The organism is Janthinobacterium sp. NFX145 (assembly GCF_049810325.1).
Lineage (GTDB): Bacteria > Pseudomonadota > Gammaproteobacteria > Burkholderiales > Burkholderiaceae_D > Janthinobacterium > Janthinobacterium rivuli.
In genome coordinates, this window is record NZ_CP187360.1 from 979,254 (window position 1) to 1,003,784 (window position 24,531).

The 24,531-nt window shown below is 60.2% G+C and carries 24 protein-coding genes, 1 tRNA gene and 1 pseudogene; 19 read left to right on the top strand and 7 right to left on the bottom strand.

The window, feature by feature from the left end:
- Positions 1-58 precede the first annotated feature (58 nt).
- From ACPJXG_RS04340 to eutC, 5 genes are read left to right on the top strand one after another with little or no spacing between them, the layout of a single operon-like run.
- Positions 59-613, top strand: coding sequence for a GbsR/MarR family transcriptional regulator (locus tag ACPJXG_RS04340; RefSeq protein WP_425253514.1), 555 nt, complete (start codon positions 59-61; stop codon positions 611-613).
- Positions 610-1,248: a DUF4166 domain-containing protein gene (locus tag ACPJXG_RS04345; protein WP_425253515.1), complete on the top strand. Its 639-nt coding sequence runs from the start codon at positions 610-612 to the stop codon at positions 1,246-1,248. Before ACPJXG_RS04340 ends, ACPJXG_RS04345 begins: the two co-directional genes overlap by 4 nt.
- Positions 1,245-2,708: a TIGR01777 family oxidoreductase gene (locus ACPJXG_RS04350; protein WP_425253516.1), complete on the top strand. Its 1,464-nt coding sequence runs from the start codon at positions 1,245-1,247 to the stop codon at positions 2,706-2,708. Before ACPJXG_RS04345 ends, ACPJXG_RS04350 begins: the two co-directional genes overlap by 4 nt.
- Before the next feature lie 43 nt (positions 2,709-2,751).
- Entirely contained in the window at positions 2,752-4,140 is a 1,389-nt protein-coding gene (locus tag ACPJXG_RS04355) for an ethanolamine ammonia-lyase subunit EutB (protein ID WP_425253517.1), read from the top strand.
- An 8-nt stretch (positions 4,141-4,148) separates the two neighbouring features.
- Positions 4,149-4,922, top strand: a complete 774-nt coding sequence (eutC, locus tag ACPJXG_RS04360) for an ethanolamine ammonia-lyase subunit EutC (protein ID WP_425253518.1) — start codon at positions 4,149-4,151, stop codon at positions 4,920-4,922.
- A gap of 10 nt (positions 4,923-4,932) precedes the next feature.
- On the opposite strand, the gene tsaD is transcribed toward eutC, so the two are convergent.
- The gene (gene tsaD / locus ACPJXG_RS04365; protein ID WP_425253519.1) at positions 4,933-5,973 is read right to left on the bottom strand and encodes a tRNA (adenosine(37)-N6)-threonylcarbamoyltransferase complex transferase subunit TsaD; all 1,041 of its coding nucleotides are present in this window, start codon (positions 5,971-5,973) and stop codon (positions 4,933-4,935) included.
- A gap of 208 nt (positions 5,974-6,181) precedes the next feature.
- On the opposite strand from tsaD, the gene ACPJXG_RS04370 reads away from it, so the two are divergent.
- A complete protein-coding gene (locus ACPJXG_RS04370; protein WP_425253520.1) occupies positions 6,182-6,589 on the top strand; it encodes a nitrite reductase small subunit NirD in 408 nt (135 codons plus the stop codon).
- 87 nt (positions 6,590-6,676) lie between these two features.
- On the opposite strand, the gene ACPJXG_RS04375 is transcribed toward ACPJXG_RS04370, so the two are convergent.
- Positions 6,677-7,738, bottom strand: a complete 1,062-nt coding sequence (locus ACPJXG_RS04375) for a 3-deoxy-7-phosphoheptulonate synthase (protein ID WP_278316940.1) — start codon at positions 7,736-7,738, stop codon at positions 6,677-6,679.
- A gap of 144 nt (positions 7,739-7,882) precedes the next feature.
- Positions 7,883-8,560, bottom strand: coding sequence for a hypothetical protein (locus tag ACPJXG_RS04380; protein WP_425253521.1), 678 nt, complete (start codon positions 8,558-8,560; stop codon positions 7,883-7,885).
- Positions 8,561-8,716: 156 nt separating this feature from the next.
- On the opposite strand from ACPJXG_RS04380, the gene ybiB reads away from it, so the two are divergent.
- The 11 genes and pseudogenes from ybiB (at position 8,717) to ACPJXG_RS04435 (ending at position 20,482) form a co-directional block, all read left to right on the top strand.
- Positions 8,717-9,709 carry a DNA-binding protein YbiB gene (gene ybiB / locus ACPJXG_RS04385; RefSeq protein ID WP_425253522.1) on the top strand — a complete coding sequence of 331 codons (993 nt, stop codon included), beginning with the start codon at positions 8,717-8,719 and terminating at the stop codon, positions 9,707-9,709.
- A gap of 56 nt (positions 9,710-9,765) precedes the next feature.
- Entirely contained in the window at positions 9,766-10,980 is a 1,215-nt protein-coding gene (locus tag ACPJXG_RS04390) for an NAD(P)/FAD-dependent oxidoreductase (RefSeq protein ID WP_425253523.1), read from the top strand.
- A gap of 183 nt (positions 10,981-11,163) precedes the next feature.
- Positions 11,164-11,376 carry a 30S ribosomal protein S21 gene (rpsU, locus tag ACPJXG_RS04395; RefSeq protein WP_008451879.1) on the top strand — a complete coding sequence of 71 codons (213 nt, stop codon included), beginning with the start codon at positions 11,164-11,166 and terminating at the stop codon, positions 11,374-11,376.
- Positions 11,377-11,566: 190 nt separating this feature from the next.
- On the top strand, positions 11,567-12,019 hold the full coding sequence (locus ACPJXG_RS04400) for a GatB/YqeY domain-containing protein (RefSeq protein ID WP_034746974.1): 453 nt from the start codon (positions 11,567-11,569) through the stop codon (positions 12,017-12,019).
- A gap of 129 nt (positions 12,020-12,148) precedes the next feature.
- On the top strand, positions 12,149-13,945 hold the full coding sequence (dnaG, locus tag ACPJXG_RS04405) for a DNA primase (protein ID WP_099376654.1): 1,797 nt from the start codon (positions 12,149-12,151) through the stop codon (positions 13,943-13,945).
- A 464-nt stretch (positions 13,946-14,409) separates the two neighbouring features.
- Positions 14,410-16,650: an RNA polymerase sigma factor RpoD gene (gene rpoD, locus ACPJXG_RS04410; protein ID WP_034779848.1), complete on the top strand. Its 2,241-nt coding sequence runs from the start codon at positions 14,410-14,412 to the stop codon at positions 16,648-16,650.
- Positions 16,651-16,759: 109 nt separating this feature from the next.
- Positions 16,760-16,838, top strand: a tRNA-Ile gene (locus tag ACPJXG_RS04415).
- Between the two features lie 150 nt (positions 16,839-16,988).
- Positions 16,989-17,792, top strand: a pseudogene (locus tag ACPJXG_RS04420) (IS5 family transposase).
- A gap of 121 nt (positions 17,793-17,913) precedes the next feature.
- Entirely contained in the window at positions 17,914-19,239 is a 1,326-nt protein-coding gene (locus tag ACPJXG_RS04425) for a protein kinase domain-containing protein (RefSeq protein WP_425253524.1), read from the top strand.
- A gap of 8 nt (positions 19,240-19,247) precedes the next feature.
- Positions 19,248-19,961 (top strand): PP2C family protein-serine/threonine phosphatase, encoded by a 714-nt coding sequence (locus tag ACPJXG_RS04430; protein ID WP_425253525.1) that lies wholly within the window; start codon positions 19,248-19,250, stop codon positions 19,959-19,961.
- Between the two features lie 185 nt (positions 19,962-20,146).
- Positions 20,147-20,482, top strand: coding sequence for an FKBP-type peptidyl-prolyl cis-trans isomerase (locus ACPJXG_RS04435; protein ID WP_425254714.1), 336 nt, complete (start codon positions 20,147-20,149; stop codon positions 20,480-20,482).
- A gap of 16 nt (positions 20,483-20,498) precedes the next feature.
- Here ACPJXG_RS04435 and ACPJXG_RS04440 read toward each other — a convergent pair whose 3' ends face one another.
- Together ACPJXG_RS04440 and ACPJXG_RS04445 are read right to left on the bottom strand one after the other, a co-directional pair.
- Entirely contained in the window at positions 20,499-20,975 is a 477-nt protein-coding gene (locus tag ACPJXG_RS04440) for a DUF2726 domain-containing protein (RefSeq protein WP_425253526.1), read from the bottom strand.
- A gap of 96 nt (positions 20,976-21,071) precedes the next feature.
- Positions 21,072-21,785 carry a YjjG family noncanonical pyrimidine nucleotidase gene (locus ACPJXG_RS04445; protein WP_425253527.1) on the bottom strand — a complete coding sequence of 238 codons (714 nt, stop codon included), beginning with the start codon at positions 21,783-21,785 and terminating at the stop codon, positions 21,072-21,074.
- 125 nt (positions 21,786-21,910) lie between these two features.
- Between ACPJXG_RS04445 and ACPJXG_RS04450 the strand changes: the two genes are divergently transcribed.
- Both ACPJXG_RS04450 and ACPJXG_RS04455 read left to right on the top strand, forming a co-directional pair.
- Entirely contained in the window at positions 21,911-22,636 is a 726-nt protein-coding gene (locus ACPJXG_RS04450) for a pyridoxine 5'-phosphate synthase (RefSeq protein WP_425253528.1), read from the top strand.
- A 5-nt stretch (positions 22,637-22,641) separates the two neighbouring features.
- The gene (locus ACPJXG_RS04455; RefSeq protein WP_425253529.1) at positions 22,642-23,154 is read left to right on the top strand and encodes a DUF2947 family protein; all 513 of its coding nucleotides are present in this window, start codon (positions 22,642-22,644) and stop codon (positions 23,152-23,154) included.
- Positions 23,155-23,210: 56 nt separating this feature from the next.
- Here the strand turns inward: ACPJXG_RS04455 and ACPJXG_RS04460 are convergent, their stop codons facing one another.
- On the bottom strand, positions 23,211-23,612 hold the full coding sequence (locus tag ACPJXG_RS04460) for a hypothetical protein (RefSeq protein WP_425253530.1): 402 nt from the start codon (positions 23,610-23,612) through the stop codon (positions 23,211-23,213).
- Positions 23,613-23,868: 256 nt separating this feature from the next.
- Positions 23,869-24,360, bottom strand: coding sequence for a DUF4265 domain-containing protein (locus ACPJXG_RS04465; protein WP_425253531.1), 492 nt, complete (start codon positions 24,358-24,360; stop codon positions 23,869-23,871).
- Positions 24,361-24,531: the final 171 nt, after the last annotated feature.

Here is a 24,531-nt window from a genome sequence, read left to right on the forward strand (position 1 = left end):
CTTGACTCGGTTTCTGTTCTGTCTTACATTTCTGTAACGACAGAAATAAGAGAAAATCATGGAGCTGAGTCCGACCACGCAGAAATATATTTTGCACTGGGGCGAGATGGGCACCCGCTGGGGCGTCAACCGCACAGTGGCGCAAATCCACGCGCTGCTGTTCCTGGCGAATGAACCGCTGACGGCGGAAGACATCGCGGCCAGCCTGAACGTGGCCCGCTCGAACGTCAGCAACAGCCTGAAGGAATTGCAAAGCTGGGGCCTGGCGCGCAGTACGCACGTGATGGGGGACCGGCGCGACCACTTCGTCGCCCTGCAGGATGTGTGGGAAATATTCAGGGTCATCATGGAGGAGCGCAAGCGGCGCGAGATCGATCCCACCCTGACGGTGCTGCGCGAATGCGCGATCGAGGGCGAGCACGATGCGGCGCTACCACCGGCCACCCTGGAGCGCATGGGCGAAGTGCTGGCGTTTTTGGAAATGCTCAGCAGCACCTACAGCGACTACAAGAATTTGCCGCCGGTGACCTTGCAGCGCATGCTGTCGATGGGTGGCAAGGTGGCCAAGTTTCTCAGCCCGGAAGACAAGCCTGGCAAGCGCGCAAAATCATGAGCGGCCCCTCGGAAGGAGAACTGTTCAAAAAGGTCATGGGTGTCGACTGGGAAACCCTGCACCCGGACATCCGCCGCCGCTTCGAGAAAAATCCCGCGCCGGGCCAGCCCCTGTATTACCGGGGTGAGCTCAGTGAACTCAGCAGCTCGCGCCTGGGAAAATTCCTCGGCTGGCTGACGCGCCCCTTCATCGATGGCGCCCTGATCCCGCATGACGATCACGATTTCCCCGTCGATATCGAAGTCTATTCGCGCCCCGGCTGCCCCTTCATCTTCAAGCAGCGCACCTACCGCCTGCATGGCCGCGCGCCGATCAGCTTCACCTCCTACATGGCCGAAAGCGCAAAGGGCGAAGTGCTCGAATACGTGGGCATGGGCCTGGGCATGAAGCTGCTGCTGCACGTGGAAGACGGCAATCTGCACTTCACCAGCGACGGCTATTTCCTCGACATTTTCGGCTGGCGCCTGCCGCTGCCCGGCGTGCTCACGCCCGGCAAGACCTACCTGTGCCACCGCAACGAGACGCCGCAGCAATTCAACATCCGCATCGAGATTCGCCACGCCCTGTTCGGCACCACGTTTACCCAGGCCGGCGTGTTCCGCGAATCCGCCGCACCGGAAAAGGAGACACCATGAATACGCATTTGCTGGCCCTGCAACTGATGGCGGCGCAAGGCTGCCTGGGCGCCTTCGACACCATCTACCACCATGAAATCACGGAAGCGCTGCCGCAAAAGGCGTCGGCGCGCCTCGAATTGACGATCCATGCCACGCGCGCCCTGATCTACAGCCTGCTGTTCGTCGGCCTGGCGGCCTGGGAATGGCATGGCGCCTGGGCCTGGGTGCTGGTCATCGTCTTTGGCGTGGAAATCGTATTGACCCTGTGGGACTTCGTCGTCGAAGACCAGACCCGCCTCTTGCCCGCCACGGAGCGGGTCACGCACACGGTGCTGGCGATTAATGCGGGCGCCTTCATCGCCCTGCTGGCCCTGAACAGCAGCGAATGGGCCAGCTTGCCGACGGCCCTCGTGTGGCAGCCGTATGGCTGGCTCAGCGTCTTCCTCGCTCTGTGCGGCGTGGGCGTGGGCTTGTCCGGCCTGCGCGACGCGTATGCCGTGTGGCAGCTGGGAAGGCGCCAAGTGCAGGAGACGGCAGAGCAAGAGGAGAACCTGCGCTTTGCCAGCACGCCGCAGTCCGTGCTGGTGACGGGCGCCACGGGTTTTATCGGCCAGCAGTTGGTTGCCGCCTTGCTGGCCGACGGCCATGCGGTGACGGTGCTGACGCGCCAGCCGAAACAGGCCGCGTGGATGTTCGATGGCCAGGTGCGCTGCATCCAGTCGCTGGACGCCTTATCGGATGCGCAGCGCATCGACATGGTGATCAACCTGGCCGGCGCGCGCATCGTCGGGCATCGATGGACGGACGCACGCAAGGCCGCCTTGCGCCGCAGCCGCGTCGCGCTGACGCAGGACCTGGTGGCGTGGATCGCCCGCGCGCAGCACAAGCCAAGAGTGCTGCTGTCGGCATCGGCCATCGGTTACTACGGCGTGCAGCCGCAGGGCGATCCGACGGAATTGACGGAGGAGAGCGCGCCGCAAGCCATCTTCATGTCGCAGCTGTGCCAGGAATGGGAAGCGGCCGCGCGCCAGGCCGAAGCCCATGGCGTGCAGGTGGGCTGCATGCGTTTTGGCCTCGTCTTCGGCCACCAGGGTTCGCTGCCGCAGATGCTGCTGCCGATACGCTTCGGCGTGGGCGGCCCGCTCGGCAGCGGCAAGCAGTGGGTCACGTGGGTGCATGTGCGCGACGTCATCCGCGGCATCGCCCATCTGGCGCGCCGCAGCGAAGAGCAGGCAGTGAGCGGCGCGTATAACTTCTGCGCGCCGCAAGCCATCGCGCAGCGTCGCTTCGCCCAGGTGGCGGGTGCCGTGCTGCACCGCCCCAGCGTCATGCCCACGCCGGCCTTCCTCATGCGCGCCTTGCTGGGCGAGCAGGCCGATTTGCTGGTGGAAGGCCAAAGGGTCGCACCGCGCCGCTTGCTGACCGACGGCTTTGTCTTCCGCTATCCGCAGCTGGAAGGGGCGCTGCGCAGCCTGTAGCCTGGCGTAGAATGGGCCATTGGGATGCCTTGGAGCACAATCTATGCCCCGCTTCAGCCATACGATAGACAGCCATGTTTACCAGTTCGCCAGCCTGAAGGAGCTGCTGGCGAAGGCCACGCCGCTGCGTTCGGGCGACGTGCTGGCCGGTGTGGCGGCCGCCAGCGCGCGCGAACGGGTGGCGGCGCAGCTGGCGCTGGCCGACGTGCCGCTATCGCTGTTTCTCAGCGAGGCGCTGGTACCGTACGAAGAGGACGAGGTCACGCGCCTGATCATCGATAGCCATGAGCGTACCGCGTTTGCACCGATTTCCCACCTGTGCGTGGGCGACTTTCGCGACTGGCTGCTCGATGACGCGACGGATACGCCAACGCTGGCGCGCATCGCCGCCGGCATTACGCCGGAAATGGCGGCCGCCGTCTCGAAAATCATGCGCCTGCAGGACCTGGTGCTGGTGGCCCGCAAGTGCAGGGTCGTCACGGCCTTTCGCAATACCCTGGGCCTGGAAAACCGTTTATCCACGCGCTTGCAGCCGAACCACCCGACGGACGACGCCACGGGCATTGCCGCCTCCATCCTCGATGGCCTGCTGCTGGGCAGCGGCGACGCCGTGATCGGCATCAATCCCGCCACCGACAACGTGGCGCAGGTCGTGTCGCTGCTGCACCTGCTCGACGCCGTCATCGATCAATACCAAATTCCCACCCAGTCGTGCGTGCTCACCCACATCACCAATACCATCGAGGCGATACGCCGTGGCGCGCCCGTCGACCTCGTGTTTCAGTCGGTGGCGGGCACGCAGGCGGCCAACCGCAGCTTCGGCATCGACTTGTCCCTGTTGGCCGAGGGTCAGGCGGCGGCCCTGTCGCTGGGGCGCGGCACGGTGGGCAACAATGTCATGTATTTCGAGACGGGCCAGGGCAGCGCCCTGTCGGCCGGCGCCCACCACGGCATGGACCAGCAAACGTGCGAGGCGCGCGCATATGCGGTGGCGCGCGCGTATCAGCCGCTGCTGGTCAATTCCGTCGTCGGTTTCATCGGCCCCGAGTATCTGTACGACGGCAAGCAGATCATGCGCGCGGGGCTGGAAGACCATTTCTGCGCCAAGCTGCTTGGGCTGCCCATGGGCTGCGACGTGTGCTACACCAACCATGCGGAAGCGGACCAGGACGACATGGACGCCTTGCTGACCATGCTGGGCGTGGCCGGCTGCAATTTCATCATGGGCGTGCCAGGCGCGGACGACATCATGCTCGGCTACCAGAGCACTTCGTTCCACGACGCCCTGTATGCGCGCCGGGTGCTGGGCTTGCGCCCTGCGCCGGAATTCGCAGCCTGGCTGGAGCGCATGCGGATCACGGATGCGCAGGGCCGCTTGAGCGAAGCGCTGGCGCCGGCTTTCCAGGCTGCCCTGCTGCGCCTGGGCGACTAGGAGGACGCATGGACGAAACCAACCCTTGGCAGGCCCTGCGCGCGCGTACGGCGGCGCGCATCGCGTTGGGACGGCGCGGCGTGAGCGTGCCGACCAAGGCGCAACTGGCGTTCCAGCTGGCCCACGCGCAGGCGCGCGACGCCGTGCACCTGGCGCTCGATGGCGAAGCCCTGGCGCGCGACTTGGCCGCGCAAGGGCAAGACTGCGTGCAGCTGCACAGCGCGGCCACCACGCGCGCCGACTATCTGCAACGGCCCGACCTGGGGCGCCGCCTCGACGACGCTTCGCGGGCGCGGCTGGCCGCTGCTGCCACGGGAGTCGACCTGGCACTGGTGGCGGCCGATGGCCTGTCGGCGCTGGCCGTGCAGCGCCACGCGGCGCCGTTCCTGGCCGCCTTGCGCGCACGGCTGGCGCGGGAAGCGTGGACGCTGTCGCCGCTGCACATCGTGGCGCAGGGACGGGTCGCCGTCGGTGACGAGGTGGGTGAGTTATTGCAGGCGCGCGCCGTGCTGGTGCTGATCGGCGAGCGGCCGGGCCTGAGTTCTCCGGACAGCCTGGGCCTGTACCTGACGTGGGCGCCTAAGGTGGGCTTGCTGGACGAGCGCCGCAACTGCATTTCGAACGTGCGCCCCGAGGGCCTGGCGTATGCACCGGCCGCGTACCGGCTGCACTACCTGCTGTCGCAGGCGTTCAGCCGGCAGCTGTCGGGCGTGGACTTGAAGGATGAAACGGTGGGAGAGGGCGCGGCCCTGGCGGGCGCGCGCAACTTCCTGCTGGAGTGATCGGTGGTGATCAGATTTCGCGGATCTCGTCCAGCGGCCAGCGCGGGCGCACATTGAACGAATAATCGTGCTTGGCGGCGTCGGGATTGATTTGCAGGCGCATGGCGCCGGCAAAGGCGATCATGGCGCCGTTATCGGTACAGAATTCCAGCTCCGGGTAATACACCTTGAAACGCTTCTTGGCGGCGGCCGCGTTGAGCGAGGCGCGCAATTGCGCGTTGGCGCCCACGCCGCCGGCGATCACCAGGCGTTTCAAGCCCGTGTGCTTGAGGGCCGCCACGCATTTGGCCGTCAGCACGTCGACGATGGCGTCGACGAAGCCGCGCGCGATGTTCGCCTTGTCCTGTTCGCAGATGTTGGCGATGACTTTTTCTTCATGGTTTTTCACCACCGTCAGCACGGCCGTCTTCAAGCCGGAAAAGCTGAAGTTGAAATCCTTCGAGTGCAGCATCGGGCGTGGCAGTTTATACGCCAGCGGGTCGCCGAATTCGGCCAGGCGCGAAATGGCGGGGCCGCCCGGATAACCGAGGCCCAGCAGCTTGGCCGATTTGTCGAACGCTTCACCGGCCGCATCATCGAGTGTTTCGCCCAGCATCGTGTACTGGCCCACGCCATCGACGCGCATCAGCTGCGTGTGGCCGCCCGACACCAGCAGGGCGATGAAGGGGAATTCCGGCGGCTCCGACGCCAGCAATGGCGACAGCAGATGGCCTTCCAGGTGGTGGATGCCCAGCACCGGCTTGTTGATGGCCAGGCCCAGGCTGCAGGCAACGGAGGAGCCCACCAGCAGCGCGCCTGCCAGACCGGGACCCTGCGTGTAGGCGATGGCGTCGATTTCGGGCAGGGTGATGCCGGCCTTGGCCAGGGTTTCTTCCAGCAGCGGGATGGCGCGGCGGATATGGTCGCGCGACGCCAGTTCCGGCACCACGCCGCCATATTGCTCGTGCATGGCGACTTGCGAATAGAGGGCGTGCGACAGCAGGCCGCGTTGCGTGTCGTACAAGGCCAGGCCGGTTTCGTCACAGGAGGATTCGACGCCAAGAACAATCATGAAGGTGCTAAATAGGGAGGAGTAATCCGCCATTGTAAAGGAAAGCCGGCCAGTCCACCGTGCGGCCGGCGCACCATTTCGGCGGCAGTGTGCACTTGCGCAGTGCGGCGCGGGCCGGTTTTGCCCGGGATTCTGGCTGCTTTGCGCCTGTGCGGCACTGGCATCGCTCTTGCTTAGGCAAGCGTGTGCCTTTTTCAAGGAGCTAGCGATGTCGGAACAATGGAAAATGATTTGCCGCCTGAAGGACATGCCGCTGGTGGGCGCGCGCATGGTGCAGCGGGGACTGGCGTGGCAGGATTTACCCGGCGTGGCGCTGTTTCGCGCGGCGGACGATACGGTGTACGCGCTGCTCGACACGGTGCCTTGTCTGGGCGGCCCGCTGGCGCATGGGGTGCTGATGGAGAAAAACCTGATGGGGCCGAAGAACAGCTGGATCATCGAGCTCGATTCGGGCCGCCTGGTGGCGCCCGTGCAGGGCATGGCGCGCCTGTACGCCGTGCGCATCCTGGACGGGCGCATCTACCTGGACGTCAATGAACTCAATATCCCGGCCAGCAAGGCCGAACAGGCGCTGGCGGGATCGTTCGCCGTGCTGCCGCATGTGCAGATGGCGTGATATGCCTCGAGGTGTTTGGGGTCAGACCCTCAATGCCGCTAACGCCAGGTTCAGCGCCAACGCAAGAGGGGGTCTGACCCCAGCTGTTTACTTCGGGCGGTTCAGCAGGTGCGCATGCGCATCGCGCAGCATGGTGGCCGTCGTGTCCCAGTCGATGCAGCCGTCGGTGACGGAGCAGCCGTAGGTCAGTTGCGACAGGTCTTGCGGGATCTTCTGGTTGCCGCCGACGATGTTCGATTCGATCATCACGCCCACCAGCGAGCGGTTGCCCTGGCGGATCTGGTTGACCACGTCGGCCATCACCAGCGGTTGCAGTTCCGGCTTTTTATAGCTGTTCGCGTGCGAGCAGTCGACCACCAGGTTGGCCGGCAGCTTGGCCTTGGCCAGCGCCTGTTCGGCGATGGCGATCGACACCGAATCGTAGTTCGGACGGCCATCGCCGCCGCGCAGCACCACGTGGCCATACGCGTTGCCGCGCGTGCGCACGATGGCGACGTTGCCTTCGCCGTTAATGCCCAGGAAGGAGTGCGGGTGCGCCGACGACAGGATCGCGTTCACCGCAATGCTGATGTCGCCATCGGTGCCGTTCTTGAAGCCGACAGGGGTCGACAGCCCGGACGACATTTCGCGGTGCGTCTGCGATTCCGTCGTGCGCGCGCCGATGGCGGTCCAGGCGATCAGGTCGCCCAGGTATTGCGGCGAGATCGGGTCCAGCGCTTCGGTGGCCGTGGGCAGGCCCAGTTCGCACACGTCGAGCAGGAATTGGCGCGCCTTTTCCATGCCTTCGTTGACCTTGAACGAATCATCCATGTAAGGGTCGTTGATGTAGCCTTTCCAGCCCGTGGTGGTACGCGGTTTTTCGAAATACACGCGCATCACCAGCAGCATCGTATCCTTGACTTCCTCTTGCAGCGCTTTCAGGCGGCGCGCGTAATCGAGGCCGGCGACGGGGTCGTGGATCGAGCACGGACCGACGACGACGAACAGGCGCTGGTCCTTGCGGTCGATGATGTTGCGCAGCGCTTCGCGGCCGCGGCTGACGGTGTCGAAGGCGCTCTCCGACAGGGGCAGCCTGGCGTGCAGTTCGGCCGGTGTCGGCATGGGCGCGAAGGAGGTGACGTTGATATTTTCGATGTCTGGCGTATTCATGATTCTGGCTCGGCTTTCGCTATTGCGTTCTTTAAGAGGCAATAGTGTAGCGGAAATGCGGCCTGGCGGCGGGGATGGGGCAAAAACGGGAACGCATCAGTTGTTTTTATGGCAGGGCCGGCACGCGGCCGGCCCCCTGTGCGCTCATTGGCCGCCGGCCAGGCTGGCGCCAGCGCTGTAGCGGGCGATGCGCTGGTAGTTGCCGGCCAGCTCGGGCGGCCGGGGCAGGCCTGGATGGCGCCGCACATGTTCGAGGATGGCGCTTTCGTGCTGGCGTATCTGCGCGTCCAGGCAGGCGATTTGCTGGCGCAGCAGGGCGTGCAGCGCATGCTGGCCGGCCTGCAGATGCGCATCGAGGCGCGCCGATTCCTGCTGGCGCACGCCCTCGATGGCGTGCAGGCGGCGCAGCCATAGCCGCAGTTCCACGTAGGCGGGCGAGGGCGGCGTCCAGCGCGCGGGGCGCCGGTGCGCACAGTAGTTGGCCAGCACCACGGCGCTGTGCGCCGCGTCATCGGGCAAGCCCTGGCAGCGCAGATAGTCGCCCAGCTGCGCGGGCTGGGCATCGCACACCAGCATGCCCATCTCGGCCAGCATGCGGGCGGGCGCCTCGCTGTGCGGCATATCGAGGCGCATGCAGACGCGCAAGCCCATGACGGGCACGTCGTTCCTTTGCAGCCAGCTGCGCAGCCAGCGGTAGCCGGCCACGTCGTTTTCCAGCACCTTGCACAGCACTTCGTTGCCCGTGAGCAGCACGGCTTTCAGCAGCAACTTGCTCGTTTCGATGCCGACGAAGGCAGTTTCCCGTTTGATCGCGTGTTCCATGATGAGTCCCCCTGTGCAGTCTTATACGCAGCGGCGGCGCGTCTGGATGCAGGCGCGCAGCAAATTCGTAAAAAATAGCTGGAAAGACTGTTGCATCGGCGCCTATGGCACCCTCCAGCCCCTCTGCAAGGGAAAAAATCCGTGTAAGCTGGCGCCATGACGACTGTTTCCATACCCCATACCGATGTGGCCGGAGAGCCATTCCCCGCAGCACGTTTCATTAAAGAAATAGGACGCGGCAAGAACGGCGCGCGCAGCATGACGCGCGACGACGCCCATGCTCTGTACCGCGCCATGCTCGAGGGCCGCGTGTCGGACCTGGAACTGGGCGGCATTTTGTTATCGATGCGCATCAAGGGCGAATCGGTAGACGAGATCGCCGGTTTCCTCGACGCTGCCGAAGCGTCGTTCGCTCCGCTGGCTGCGCCGGCCGGCGAATTCGCACCGGTCATCATTCCCAGCTACAACGGCGCACGCAAGATGGCGAATTTGACAGCCTTGCTGGCGCTGCTGCTGGCGCGCGCGGGTGCACCCGTGCTCGTGCATGGCGTGACCAGCGATCCGGGCCGCATCACGACGGCCGAAGTGCTGGCCGCGCTGGGCGTGCCGGCCTCGCTCGACCATGCGCAAGCCGAGGCCGCCATGGCGCGCGGGGAGGCCGCCTTCCTGTCCATCGAGGCCCTGGCGCCGCGCCTGGCCTGGATGCTGTCGCTGCGGCGCGTGCTGGGCGTGCGCAATTCCACGCATACCCTGGTGAAAATCATGCAGCCGTTCGCCGGCCCCGCCCTGCGTCTGGTGTCGTACACGCACCCGGAATATCTGGAAATGCTCGGTGAATATTTCCTGACCGCCTCGGATCCCGCGCGCGGCGACGCTTTCCTGATGCGCGGCACGGAGGGCGAGACGGTGGCCAACGCCAACAAGGCGCAGCAGATCGACTGGTTCCATGGCGTGGAACGCACGGTGCTGGTGGAAAAGCAGTTGCTGGTGGAAGAGTTGCCGCATTTGCCCGCCGAGCGCGATGCAGCCACCACGGCGGACTGGATCGCGGCCGTGCTGCGCGGCGAGGTGCCAGTGCCGCCATCGATCGCCGAACAGGTGGAGCAATGCTTGACGACATCACGACAGATTGCAGCACGGCCGCGCTAGCCGCGTCGCCGCAGTTTACAATGGCGTCTTTGTAATCAGCGGTGACCGGAATTCTTATGGCAAAACAATTTGATGTGGCAGTGATCGGTGCGGGCGCGGCCGGCATGATGTGTGCGGCTGTTGCCGCCCAGCAAGGCAAGCGCGTGGTATTGATCGATCACGCGGCCAAGCTGGCCGAAAAGATCCGCATCTCGGGTGGTGGACGGTGTAATTTCACCAATATTAACGCCACCCCGCAAAATTTCCTCTCGGAAAACCCGCATTTCTGCAAGAGCGCACTGTCGCGCTACACGCCGCAGGATTTCCTCGCGCTGGTGAAAAAATACCGGATCGGCTACCACGAGAAGCACAAGGGCCAGCTGTTTTGCAATGAATCGGCCGAGCTGATCATCGACATGCTCAAGGATGAGTGCGCCGCTGGCGGCGTGCACTGGCGCATGCCGTGCAAGATCGACAATGTTGTCCAGCAAGATGACGGCGGCTTCGTGCTGCAGACCGATAGCGGCGACATCGAGACGGCCAGCATCGTCATCGCCACGGGCGGCCTGTCGATCCCGAAGATCGGCGCCACGGATTTTGCCTACCGCATCGCCAAGCAATTCGATCTGGCGATGGTCGAACCGCGTCCGGCCCTGGTGCCGCTGACGTTCGATGCGGCCAGCTGGGCGCCGTTCGCGGAACTGTCCGGCATCGCCCTGGAAGTCGATGTGGAAACGGGCAGCCTGAAAGGCCGCAAGGCAACGGGCGCGCGTTTCCGCGAAGATTTGCTGTTCACGCATCGCGGCCTGTCGGGTCCGGCGATTTTGCAGATTTCCAGCTACTGGCTGCCGGGCGAGCCCATCGTCATCAACCTGCTGCCGGAAGTGGACGTGGCGCAAACCTTGATCGAAGGCAAGGGCACCCTGAAGAAGCAACTGGGCAATATCGTTGCCCAATGGCTGCCGCAGCGCCTGGCGGACTGCTTGCTGGCCGTCAACGGCCTGGCGCCGGACGCGCGCATCGCCGACATGCCCGACGCGCAGCTGCGCAAGCTGGGGCAAGCCATCAATGCCTGGTCCATCGTGCCGAACGGTTCCGAAGGTTACCGCAAGGCGGAGGTGACGCGCGGCGGCATCGATACGCGCGAGCTGTCGCAGCAGACCATGATGGCCAATAAGGTGCCGGGCCTGTACTTCATCGGCGAATCGGTCGACGTGACGGGCTGGCTGGGCGGCTACAACTTCCAGTGGGCCTGGGCTTCCGGCGTGGCGGCAGGTATTGCCTTGCAGTAAGCAAGTCTGTAGGATGGGGTTCTGGCGCCCGGTGCGCTGGTCCCGGTGCGTGGTTTACGCCACATTCCGGCAGCGACCGCAGGCTGCATGCCGCACGCAAGTGGGGGAGGGGCTTCCCTTTCCGAATAAAAGCTGCTACTATCTATCTCTTCCTATACACCACCTCAACGGTTTGAATTTTACATGACCACTATTCGCCTTAAAGAAAACGAGCCGTTCGAAGTCGCAATGCGTCGCTTCAAACGCACCATCGAAAAAACGGGTCTGCTGACCGAATTGCGCGCACGCGAATTCTACGAAAAGCCAACAGCTGAGCGCAAGCGCAAGCTGGCAGCTGCTGTAAAGCGTCATTACAAACGCATCCGCAGCCAACAACTGCCGAAAAAATTATTCTAAGACTGTTCAGTCAGAACCAACCCGGGTAGTTCGGCGCATTGTTCGCCACGGGTTTTGTTTTGATTCGCCTGGAGTGATACTTCAGATGAGTCGCATACCCGCTCCGGTTCGCCGCAGCGGGTTTTCGCTTTTGTGGCCCGCTGATGGTAGCCGCGCACGAGCACCCACCTACTGACCAACGAGGATTGCCATGAGCTTGAAAGAACAAATTACCGAAGACATGAAAAACGCCATGCGCGCCAAGGAAGCGGGCAAGCTGGGCACGATTCGCCTGTTGCTGGCGGAAATCAAGCGCAAGGAAGTTGACGAGCGCATCGAATTGACGGATGCCCACGTGACGGCCATCGTGGAAAAGATGATCAAGCAGCGCAAGGATTCGATCACCCAGTTCGAAGCCGGCGGCCGCGCCGACCTGGCCGACATTGAAAAAGCCGAGCTGGTGCACCTGACGGGTTACATGCCTGCCGGCCTGTCGGACGAAGAAGTGGCGGCCGAAGTGGCTGCCGCCGTGGCCGCCTCGGGCGCCGCCGGTCCGCAAGACATGGGCAAGGTCATGGCCATCGTCAAGCCGAAGCTGGCTGGCCGCGCCGACATGACGGTGGTGTCCGCCTTGGTCAAGAAAGCCTTGACGCCGGCAGCGTAAGCAACAATAGTAGCAAGGGCTGCCCGCCGTCGCGCTGGCAGCCTGTTAACAGCCCACACGTTGACCTGGCTCAACCTCAGGCCACGTGCGGTAGTATAGTCTGACCTATAACAAGACCCGCCCTAGCCAGTGATACCTCAATCCTTCATTTCCGATTTGCTCAACCGCGTCGATATCGTCGATGTCGTGGGGCGCTATGTGCAACTGAAAAAAGGTGGCGCCAATTTCATGGGCTTGTGCCCGTTCCACAGTGAAAAATCGCCCAGCTTTACCGTCAGCCCCACCAAGCAGTTCTATCACTGCTTCGGCTGTGGCGCGCATGGCACCTCGATCGGCTTCCTGATCGAGTACTCGGGCATGGGCTTTGTCGACGCCGTCAAGGACCTGGCGCAGAACGTGGGCATGGTCGTACCGGAAGCGGACGACAAGATTCCGCCGGCCCAGCGCGCGCAGATCCAGGCGCAAAGCATGGCCTTGTCCGACGCCATGACGCAGGCCTGCGATTACTACCGCGGCCAATTGCGCCACGCGCCGGAAGCCATCGCCTACCTCAAAAACCGGGGCTTGACGGGCGAAGTGGCCGCTCGCTTCGGCATGGGCTTCGCGCCTGGCGGCTGGGACAATCTGCGTTCCGTCTTCCCCGATTACGACGTGGTGGCCCTGGCCGAAGCTGGTCTCGTGATCGACAAGGTCGATGAAGAGGGCAATAACCGCAAGCGCTACGACCGTTTCCGCGAACGCATCATGTTCCCGATTCGCAATACCAAGGGGCAGGTCATCGCCTTTGGCGGCCGCGTGCTCGACCATGGCGAACCGAAATACCTGAACTCGCCGGAAACCCCCTTGTTTTCCAAGGGTTTTGAACTATATGGGCTGTTCGAGGCGCGCCAGGCCATCCGCGACGCCGGCTACGTGCTGGTGACGGAGGGTTATATGGATGTGGTTGCCTTGGCGCAAATGGGTTTCCCGCAAGCAGTAGCCACCTTGGGCACGGCGTGCACGCCCACCCACGTGCAAAAACTGCTGCGCCAGACCGATAACGTGATTTTCAGCTTCGACGGCGACAAGGCCGGCCGCCGCGCCGCCCGCCGCGCGCTGGAAGCGAGCCTGGCCCACGTGTCGGACAATAAAACCATCAAATTCCTGTTCCTGCCGTCGGAACACGATCCGGACAGCTATATCCGCGAATTCGGCGCCGAAGGGTTTGAGCAGCAAGTGCATGAAGCCATGCCGCTGTCGCAATTCTTGCTGAAAGAAGTGTCGGGCGAGCATGATCTGTCGGAACCGGAAGGGCGCGCCCGCGTGCAGTTCGACGCCAAGCCGCTGCTGCAACTGATGGCGCCATCGTCTTTGCGCCTGCAGATCGTGCGCGGCCTGGCCCAGCTGACGCAGTCCACGCCGGCCGAGATCGAAGCCCTGTTCGAGCTGGCGAAACCCGTTGCCGTGGCGCGCCGCGCGCCGCCGAAGTCGGGCCGCCCCGTGCCTGTCGGCCTGGAGTTGAAGATCATGCGCATGCTGGTGGCGCATCCGCCGCTGACGATGCGCATCGACGAGGCCGCCTTGGCCGCCTTCCAGCACCTGGGGCCGGATGCCGCGCACAGCCTGGGGCAGCTGGTGGCCGTGGGCCAGGCCTTGGGCGAGCACGGCAGTTTTGCCGCGCTGGCGCAGCAGTTGAAGGAGCTGGGCAGCGAATACGACGAGATCATCGGCGAGATAGCGGCTGGCACGGAATCCGATTACGACAGCGAATTGTCGTGGCTGGTGAGCACCATCCGCGAGATCAAATTGAATGCCTTGAAGGCGGAATTGCAGCAATTGTTTGCGTCGGGTTTGCCATCCGAGAAAATTGGTGTACGCTACCGCGAAATCATGCAGGAGCAGGGGGCGTTGGAACGCGAGCGCGATGCCGAGTTGGTGAATCGCTAACCTTGTCTTGAGGGTATGGCGCGCACTGGAAAAACATTTTTCGCGTGCTATAATTAAATGCTAAGTATTGTGTGCTTTGGCAAGCTAGTTCTGTTTCGTAAATAGTATTTGTTTTCAGTAAGTTAGGCTCTTGATCGGCGCGGTGGATCGTGTCGGCAGCCAGGGCCAGCTGGCGTTTTCGGCGTTGCGGGCAAGGCTCGCAGACGCTGGCAAGCCGCGCCAGGCTCTCGCTCCCAACGCGGTCGATGCAGGAATTTTTGCCGAGACGGCTGGCAACAGCCGGTGGACAGGAATTGCTGCGCTTCCCGCGGATCGTGGCCGATGAGGTGTAAGTAACGTAACAGTGTCGAATTTGCGTAGTCGGCAGGTTCGAAGATGGTGGTTCCCGCAGGTAGACAGGGAACTGGCAGCAAACTTTATCCTAATCCACCGTAAAGCAAGTCGTTGTGTAATCGAAAGCGCCTGTGCCAATCAAGAAACCCGAATCCAAAGCGGCTGTAAAGCCCACTAAAGTTACCACGAAAGCCGAAAAGGCGCTCGACCGGCCAGAAGCGCGCGTCACCAGCGCGCCCGTGGTCAGCCAGACCACCGACGCTGCCACCCTGGCGGCGATCGATACGTCCGGTTATGTCTTGCCGTCGGTAAAAGTGCCAGGCCGCCGCGGCCGCAAGCCAAAAGAATTCCAGCCAGAAAATGATGAAGTCGCCGCCCTGAACGCCGTCGAGCGGGCCGAACTGAAGGCCGTCGACAAGGCCAAGGCCAAGGACCGCAAGGCGAAGGAGCGCGCGCTGCTGAAGGACGCGTTCTCGTCCGACACGGAAGCGAGCGAGGAAGAACTCGAGCGCCGGCGCCAGAAACTCAAGACCCTGATCAAGTTCGGCAAGGAACGCGGTTTCCTGACCTACGCGGAAATCAACGATCACTTGCCTGAAAACATAGTCGATCCGGAAGCCATCGAAGGCATCATCGGTACCTTCAATGACATGGGCATCGCCGTCTACGAGCACGCGCCCGATGCGGAAACGTTGTTATTGTCCGATAACGTCGCCGTCGTCACCAGCGACGACGAGGCGGAAGCGGCAGCCGAGGCCGCATTATCGACCGTTGATTCCGATTTCGGCCGCACCACCGACCCCGTGCGCATGTACATGCGCGAAATGGGCTCGGTCGAGCTGCTGACGCGCGAAGGTGAGATCGAGATTGCCAAGCGCATCGAAGATGGCTTGAAAGACATGATCCAGGCCATTTCCGCCTGTCCCGTGACGATCGCCGAGATCATCGCCGCCGCCGACCGTATCGCCAACGAAGAGATCAAGATCGACGAAATCGTCGACGGCCTCGTCGATGAAAACGAACCGGTCGCCGCCGCCCCTGTCGTGGCCGCACCCGTCGAGGAAGACGAGGAAGAAGGCGAAGCGGAAGAAGAGGAAGTCGAAGAAGAGGAAGAGGCGAGCGCTTCGGGCGCGGCCGGCTTCTCCGCCGAGCAGCTGGAAACCCTGAAACGCACGGCGCTGGAAAAATTCGCCATCATTTCGCAGCAATTTGACAAGATGCGCCGCGCCTTCGAGAAAGAAGGCTACAACTCGAAACCTTACGCCAAGGCGCAGGAAGCCATTTCGCAAGAGTTGCTGGGCATCCGCTTCACGGCCAAGGTCGTGGAAAAGCTGTGCGACACCCTGCGTGGCCAGGTCGACGAAGTGCGCCATATCGAGAAGCAGATCCTCGACGTGGCCGTGAACCGCTGCGGCATGCCGCGCGCCCACTTCATCAAGGTCTTCCCGGGCAATGAAACCAACCTCGACTGGGTCGATGGTGAAGTCAACGCAGGACACGCGTACAGCGCCATCCTGGGCCGCAACATTCCGACCGTCAAGGAACTGCAGCAGCGTCTGATCGACCTGCAGGCGCGGGTCGTCTTGCCGCTGCCAGACTTGCGCAACATCAACCGCCAGATGGCGGCCGGTGAAATGAAGGCGCGCAAGGCCAAGCGTGAAATGACGGAGGCCAACTTGCGCCTGGTGATTTCGATCGCTAAGAAATACACAAACCGCGGCCTGCAATTCCTCGACCTGATCCAGGAAGGTAATATCGGCCTGATGAAGGCCGTCGACAAGTTCGAGTACCGCCGCGGCTACAAGTTCTCGACGTATGCGACCTGGTGGATCCGCCAGGCCATCACGCGCTCGATCGCCGACCAGGCGCGCACGATCCGTATTCCCGTGCACATGATCGAGACGATCAACAAGATGAACCGCATCTCGCGCCAGATCCTGCAGGAAACAGGCGCGGAACCCGATCCGGCCACCCTGGCGATCAAGATGGAGATGCCCGAGGACAAGATCCGCAAGATCATGAAAATCGCCAAGGAACCGATCTCGATGGAAACGCCGATCGGCGACGACGACGATTCGCACCTGGGCGACTTCATCGAGGACAACAACACTCTGGCGCCGGCCGACGCGGCCCTGCACGCGTCCATGCGCGGCGTGGTCAAGGACGTGCTCGATTCCCTGACGCCACGCGAAGCGAAAGTGCTGCGCATGCGTTTCGGCATCGAGATGTCCACCGACCACACGCTGGAAGAAGTGGGCAAGCAATTTGACGTGACGCGCGAGCGCATCCGCCAGATCGAAGCCAAGGCGCTGCGCAAGCTGCGCCACCCATCGCGCTCCGACAAGCTGAAAAGCTTCTTGGAAGGCAACTAGAAGCCAATAGGGCTTGACGTACGCCCCTGATACCCCTATCCTCGCGTGTCCGTTTCCAAAACGGCCGCGCGAGGCGGGCATCAACAGCGCCGCCACGCCGCAGTCCCCCGGGCCTCTAGCTCATGCTTGGTTAGAGCAGCGGACTCATAATCCGTTGGTGCCGTGTTCGACTCACGGGAGGCCCACCAGAATTTAGCAATATTAGAACAAGCCCCGGCGGGTAACTGCTGGGGCTTTTTTTATTACAACTTAGAACGCCTAACAAAACATCGCCAGAGAAACAAACGGCCCCGAAATTGGTCAAACCCACCTGACATCGTTTTTCGGGAACCGATCACATGGCCAAAGCACTTCTTCCTGATGACCTGTGGGCGCTGATCCAGCCTTTACTGCCAGTACATCATCCTTCCCCCAAGGGAGGACGCCCTCGCATTGACGACCGCGCCGCCTTGACGGGTATCCTGTTTGTCCTTAAGACAGGCTTGCCTTGGGAATATCTTCCTCGTGAATTGGGCTGTGGCAGCGGCATGAGTTGCTGGCGGCGCCTGCATGCATGGCAACAGGCTGGCGTGTGGCAACGCATCCATGAAGCCATGCTGCAGCACTTGCGGGAATACGACCAGATTCAATGGGAACGCGCCAGTGTCGACTCGGCCAGCGTGCCATCCCCCCCCTGGGCGGACAGCATACCGGCCCCAATCCCACCGACCGCGGCAAGCTCGGTTGCAAGCACCATCTGCTCGTCGACCAACGCGGACTGCCTCTGGTGGCGAGCATATCGGGGGCTCAGGTACATGATTCCCGGATGCTGATCCCGCTGCTCGAAGCCATCCCATCCGTATCCGGGCTAGCGGGCCGGCCACGCAAACGTCTGGCCAAACTACACGCCGACAAGGCATATGCTTCGCGTGCCCATCGGGCCTGGTTGCGCAGCCGTGGCATCGCTCCACGCATAGCCCGCTATGGCGTCGAGTCGCGCGAACGCCTGGGTAAATGGCGCTGGGTGGTCGAACGCACACTCGGTTGGCTCCACCGTTTCCGCCGGTTGCGTATCCGCTACGAGCCGAGCCGATATCCACCAAGCATTCCTCTCGCTTGCCTGCATACTCATCTGCTGGCGATATATTCAGAGGTTCTGTTAGGCGCTCTTAACTTACGAACGGACAATCATAGGAATCAAATTATTTTACTGTATTGATCAAACCTCAGATACAATAAAACGATATAAAAATAAGCATTAATGATCCCCTATCGGAGTTGACATTGGCAAATTTTACTATTATTTCTGAGCTTGGACGTGGAGGCTTTGGACTTGTACATCAGGTTCGCGATGCTTCCGGTGCGATGTTTGCAAGAAAAACATTTCAAATAAATCAAAACTTCACTCCTACTCCAGATTTTCTTCAGCAATTGAAGAAAAGATTTGAACGTGAAGCCAGGCTCCAAAGTGGAGTAATGCATAAAAATATAGTTCCAATTTTGGAAAAATATTTAGATGTCGATCCACCGAATTTTATTATGCCGCTGGCATCCTCATCACTTGATCGTGATATACAAGTGGATAGATACTTAGGGGGAAATTATTTAGGCGCAATTAGTGACATTATTGCAGGACTTGAGGAATTGCACTCTATGAAAATATATCATAGAGATCTTAAGCCGGCAAATGTACTACGTTTTGGCCTCCCTCAAGATGGTAGCGGATTTTATGCAATTAGCGATTTTGGTTTAATAGCACTGAAGCAAACCCAGGTTTCCCAGTTGACCACCGTGGGAATGCGTATGTCTTCAGATTTTTACACTGCCCCAGAAATTACTCAAGATTTCAGTTTGGCTTCTCACGCCTCTGATATATATTCACTAGGCTGTATCCTTCACGATTTTGTTGGTACGGAATCTAGGGTTCCTTGTAGTGAAATTCGTGAGCCTGGTCCTTATTCGGCCATTCTTTTGAGTTGTACGCGAAAAGACCCATTGCGTCGATTTAAGTCTGTAAGTGAAGTTCGAGAGGCAATTTTAGGTGTTGGGGTTGGTGTAAACTTGCCAGCTGCTCTAGGCGGGGCTGCAGGGATACTTACTTTGTTGAACTCTTCGACTCCGCTTACTTCAGGTGATGCATTACATCTGGCAGATTATATTGAAGATAATCAAGGTACTCAAGATGTATATGCTATTTTTAAGTCATTAAGTCAAAATAGAATTGATGAGATTTTATTGTTTTCACTTCCAATAAGTAGAAGGATTGCAATTTCTTATGCCGATTGGATAAGAAAAAATAGTTTCATTTTTGCTGAATGTGATGGTTTGGCATTTCGTCTTCAAGAGTTTTTGAAGCTGCCTGATATCGAAGTTCAATCTGAGTGTTTGCTGGCACTTTTACTGATGGGTACGTCGCATAATAGATGGTACGTTGAAAGAATGTTTTTCTCGTACGTTGGCTCTCAATTGCATAATGATTTAGCTAGGCGTTTAGCTGTTGAGTTTAGGGCTGATAAGGAGAGGGTACTGTATGCAATAGCGCATATGGAAAATTCCATTTCAGTAACAAGACATAATCTACATCAAATGTTGCGGGATGCACTTTTGTAACGAAAAAAATGATATTTGAAATTTCAAAATACTCCAATTCAGGCCCGTATGCCAAGAACGAAGATTCTTATGTTGCTAAGATTCTTTCTTCTGGAGGGGTAGTTGGAGTCGTTGCTGATGGTGTTGGCGGCGAGTCGGCTGGTGAAGTCGCGTCCGCTTTTGTTTCGAATAAATTTTTTGAATTGGTGGCTCCTAATTTCGAAATCTCTTTAGGTGATGTGGTGCGGGAAATAAATTTAGATTTAATTGAATATGTTAAATTTAAAGGCTTGCCTGCAAGGGTTTATACGACATTGACAGGGATATTAATTTCGGACGATGGAGTTCTTGTCGGGGTACATACAGGTGATTCGCGTGCTTTGGTATTGCGGGATCAAGGAATACTTCAGTTAACGGATGATCACACAGAGGCTCATCGATTATTGAGGGAAGGGAAGTTAAGAAAAGATGAATATAAGAATTATCCGAGGAAGCATGTTTTGGAAAGTGCGATGGGAATGAGTTCAATTCCATTTATTCAAGATTTTCATTTTAAGTTAAAATCCAATGATAGAGTATTGTTGATTTCTGATGGAATCTACAATAAGGTTTCAAAGGCAGAAATTCGTGATGCGTCAATTTTCTCTAAGACGGTTGATGAATTTGTTAATTTAGTTGTTGAGAAAGTTATTGGTAGGGTGCCAGATGATAACTTTACAATTGTTGCTTTTCAAGCTTTGTGAGTTGTTTGATGGGTTGAATGGTTTATATTTTTTTGCGTAGTTATTTAAGTTTGTAATTATAAAAATATGTAAATATAAATTTAAAAATTTATTGCGTAGAGATTCCATTTAAATTCACACATAGCTGCAGATTTTTCATGCTGTCGTACAATCGCGGCTTGGCGATTGATGAGGGATGGAATGAGATGACGGCTGAAGTGAAGATTGACGATATCGTGGTCGGTGATGGCAAGGCGGCGGTGCGTGGCGCGCTGATCACGGCGCATTACCGGGGTTGGCTGGAAGATGGGGCGGAGTTTGACTCATCGCATAAACGTGGTGAGCCTTTCCGCAGTGTGTTGAGCAATAACAAGGTCATCCAGGGCTGGATTCTGGGTTTGCAGGGCATGCAGGTCGGCGGCACGCGCAAGCTGTGGGTGCCGGCGGCGTTGGCGTATGGCGAGCGGCAGGTGGGGTTGATTCCGCCGCATTCGAATTTGATCTTCGAGATCGAATTGCTGGAAGTGCTGACGCGCGATTGATGTCTGGATGGTGTCATCAGGCCGATACGACGCCGGCTTTTTTCAGCAGCAGCTGCTCGACATCGGTGCGCAGCGTCTGCTGCGTGGGGAAGTTGGCATAGCGCAAGGTTACGTAGCCGGCCAGCCTGAGCATGGCGTCGCGTTCCCTGTCCTGGCGTTCGCGGCCGGCGTGGCTGCTGTCGTCGAGCTCGATGACGGCGAGGACATTCAGTTGCTTGCTGCACAGAACAAAATCGGCCACCTTGCGGTCGAAACGGTTTCTGTTGGCCCATCCTTTCGCCGTCACCAGCGCGGAAAACGCCACTTGCGCCAGCACCGTGCATTCCGGCAATGCCGTCTGCAGCAGGTGGTACATCCGCTGCTCGCGCGCCGTCATCACAGGTTTTCTGTGCAGCCTCAGCGGCTTGCGCGACTTGGCCGCCTGGCGCGTGGCCAGCATGGCAAAGAACAGGATCAAGGCCGCGATGGTGAGCAGGACGGTGTAGGACGGCATGGATTGGCACCAGAATGGACGAATCCTGATGGTACGCGAACAGCGGCATGTTTCGTGCCGCTGCCAGCGTATTTCAGGTGGTGCGCTTGTTGGCGATCAAGCCTGTTTCAAGTTGACCGGTATCACATCCAGCGCTGGCACGATGTCATGCAAGCTGGCCACTTCACAGGTGGGGATGGCCGCCGAGGTATTGGTCATGCTGTCCGGGTTGAACCAGCAGCTGGCTATGCCGTAGCGGTTGGCGCCGAGGATGTCGGCGTCCAGGCGGTCGCCGATGATGATGGTTGTATCCTTGCTGAATGCGCGCGCCATGTTGGCGGCGTATTCGAAGAAGCGCACGTCCGGCTTGGCGTGACCGCACGCTTCGGAAGTGGCGACGAAGGAGATGTAGTCGCTCAGGCCGGAGGCGGCGATGCGGCGGTTCTGGATGGACTCGACGCCGTTGGTGATGATGCCCACTTCGCCGATGCGCGACAGCGTTTCGCACACTTTTCTGGCGCCATCGATGAGCACGACCGTGTCCGGCAGCGAGTCCAGATACAGACGGCTGGCCAGTTCCGGGTCGATGGCGATGCCGTTCAGCGCAAACGTCTTGCGGAAGCGTTCCACCTTCAGGAAATCCTTGGTGACGTCACCCGTTTCGAAACGTCTCCACAGGTCGACGTTGATCGCCTGATATTGGGTGAACAGCGCGTCGATGCTGTCGCGCAAGCCCAGTTCGTGCATGGTGTGCAGGAACGAGCGTTTTTCGGAGGCCCGGAAGTCGAGCAGGGTATCGTCGAGGTCAAACAGGAAGAGCTGGTAGGTCATGGTATGTATTGAAAGGAACTTGTCTTGCATCGTAGCACGTAGCGTTGAGTTCGGTTGGCCGTGCCTTGCGTGGGCGATCCGCTACAATTGCTGACACACCAGTTACCCTCACTCCATTCCCTTTCATGACCCAGCTCTCCGTCAACGTCAATAAAATCGCCCTGCTGCGCAATTCGCGCGGCCGCAACTTCCCCGATCTGCTCGCGTTTTCCGCGCGCTTTCTCGACCTGGGCGCCGCCGGCATCACCTTGCACCCGCGTCCGGATCAGCGCCATGCGCGCTACGATGATGTTGCCCCGTTGCAGCGCCTGTGCGCGGAGCGGGGACGCGAGCTGAATGTGGAGGGCTACCCGGCGGCAGAATTTCTGCAAGTCGTAAAAAGCGCGCGCCCGGCGCAATGCACCCTGGTGCCCGACATGCCGGGGCAATTGACGTCCGATCACGGCTGGGATATTGAACAGCACGCAACGCTGTTGCGTCCCGCCATTGCGCAATTAAATGACCTGGGCATTCGTGTCAGCCTGTTTGTCGATGCCGATTACCCGGCGCTGGAATGGGCGCGCGAGGTGGGGGCGGCGCGGGTCGAGCTGTACACGGAACGGTTTGCCGAGAGTTATGGCGGCGCGCAGGCCGATGCCGTGTTTGATACGTATCTGCAGGCGGCGCGGCGGGCGCAGGCGCTGGGGCTGGGCGTGAATGCAGGGCATGACCTCGATTTGCACAACCTGGCGCGCTTCCTGGACATACCCGACATCCTGGAAGTGTCGATCGGCCATGCGCTGGTGGTTGAATGTCTTGAGCTGGGCATGGACAAGGTGCTGGGCCGCTACCTTGAGATATGTCAATCGTAGAGAGTTTGGACGGCGCCGCTGGCCGGCCGCTGCAGCCTGAGCCGGACTGGCCCTTCTTCGATGCCGACTTCGCCGTCACGGCACAGACGCTGGCGCAGGTGCAAGCGCTGACGTCCGATGCGGCGGCGCAACTGTGGACGCGCCATGTGTCGGCCCATTCCGACGAGACGCATCCCATGCAACTGCGCGCCGGACATCGCTTGCAGACTACAGTGTCGGGGCCGGATTGGCTGGCCGAGTTCGATGCCGTTTCAAGCGAACACCTGGCGCAGGATGGCTGCGTGGCAAAGTTTCTCTCTTCGTACTTTCCCGCTGCCGGGGCGGCGCCCGTCTTTTTCATGGCCAGCCGGACGCGCGCCTATGCGCTGACACCGGCCGCGCTTGCCGCATGCTGGCCTTGCTTGCTAGCCATTTCTGACGAGGGGCCCTTGCTGTACCAGCCTGCCACGGGCAAATTCGCTTATTTCTCGCCACAGGGGGCGCTGGCGGGTGGTGAGGAAGGTTTGCAGCCCGTTTAACGGGATGCGTGCATGCGATGGCGATAAGCGGTACGGCTGAATGCCAGCCGCGTTGCCTATTTGCACTTAAACCTGACTATTTTCGTTCGCTGTTTAACGGTTGCGACGCACTGTTTGACTCTTGGCAAATCCATGCGCAGGTAGCGCTCGGTAGCGGTATACAGGCAATCCACCTGAAACAGATAGCGGGGGGCATCGAAATTGATATCCCAGCGTTGATACAAGGTACCGGCACTTGTCCACTCCCTGATCGGGGCCAGGATGGGCAAGGCCTCGCCGTCCACCGGCGGCCGATCCGCCGGATAGGACAGCACGCGTACGCTGTCGAGCCTGGCGGCTGGCAGGTTCCAGGTGGAGGGGGCCGCTTGTGGGCAAGAAACGGAGACAACGGGGGCTGCGGCAGCGTACTGCATCGCCATGCCCGCGATGGAAAATGCCAGCAGTGCGAGCGGCTTCATTCGAAAGAGTTCGGAGCGATCAACGCGAAGAGTCAGTGGCGCCGGTAAGGTGCCTGACCAGGGTGACGCACTCGCCATTTCCTACGATTTCTTTTTGCTTTGCATAGTCGGCATTCGCGATGTAGGGCATGGCGTTTCTCTCTGTGGCTGACGGTAGAGAGAGCGTACGCAAGATGGGGGACAGGTATCTTGATGTGCGCCAGGGCAATACGACGCATTGACGCGTGTCATGGTCTTGCCTGGCGCACGAGGAACTTTACATATCCACCCACCAGTTGAGCAAGGTTTCGTCATCGTCGTCATCGAGGTTGACGTAGATGTTGGCGAAGTACCATTCCACGCCCGTCGCTTCGCGGAAGGCGTCGAAAGGGCCATTCACGCTGTAGATGCCGTGGTGACCCGGCACGCTGAAGGTGAGGTTGCCCTTGTACTGGCCATCCATGGTGCCGCCCAGCTGATCTTGCACGTCGCGTTCGAGCTGGTCCACTGCTGCTTGCGGCACATCGTCGGCATAGATCTGGATGCAGAAGTTGCCGCCGCGCTTTAAGACTTCGGCGGGAGCCAGCGGGTCGGCGATGCTGACGATGTCGCCGCGCGCCAGGTTCAGCGTCAGGCCGGGCGAAGCCAGCAGTTCGTAGACGTGCTCGTCAATCTGGCGCGCCGGCAGGGTTTCATACACGGGGCCGCTGGTGTTTTCGCCTGCCAGTACGCGGATGTGCGGCAAGCCTTCGCAATTGATGTCTTCCATTCATTCTTTCATAGTGCCGGCGCGACGCGCTGCGGGGCGTGCCGGCTTGTGGTTTATTGCAATATTGTACCGGGTGCGTGCCTGTTGGCAGGATACGCAACGGTGCAAACGAGGAAAGGCAATGAAGAATGGGGCGCGGACATTGGCTGTTCATGTGGCGCCCTGCGCGTC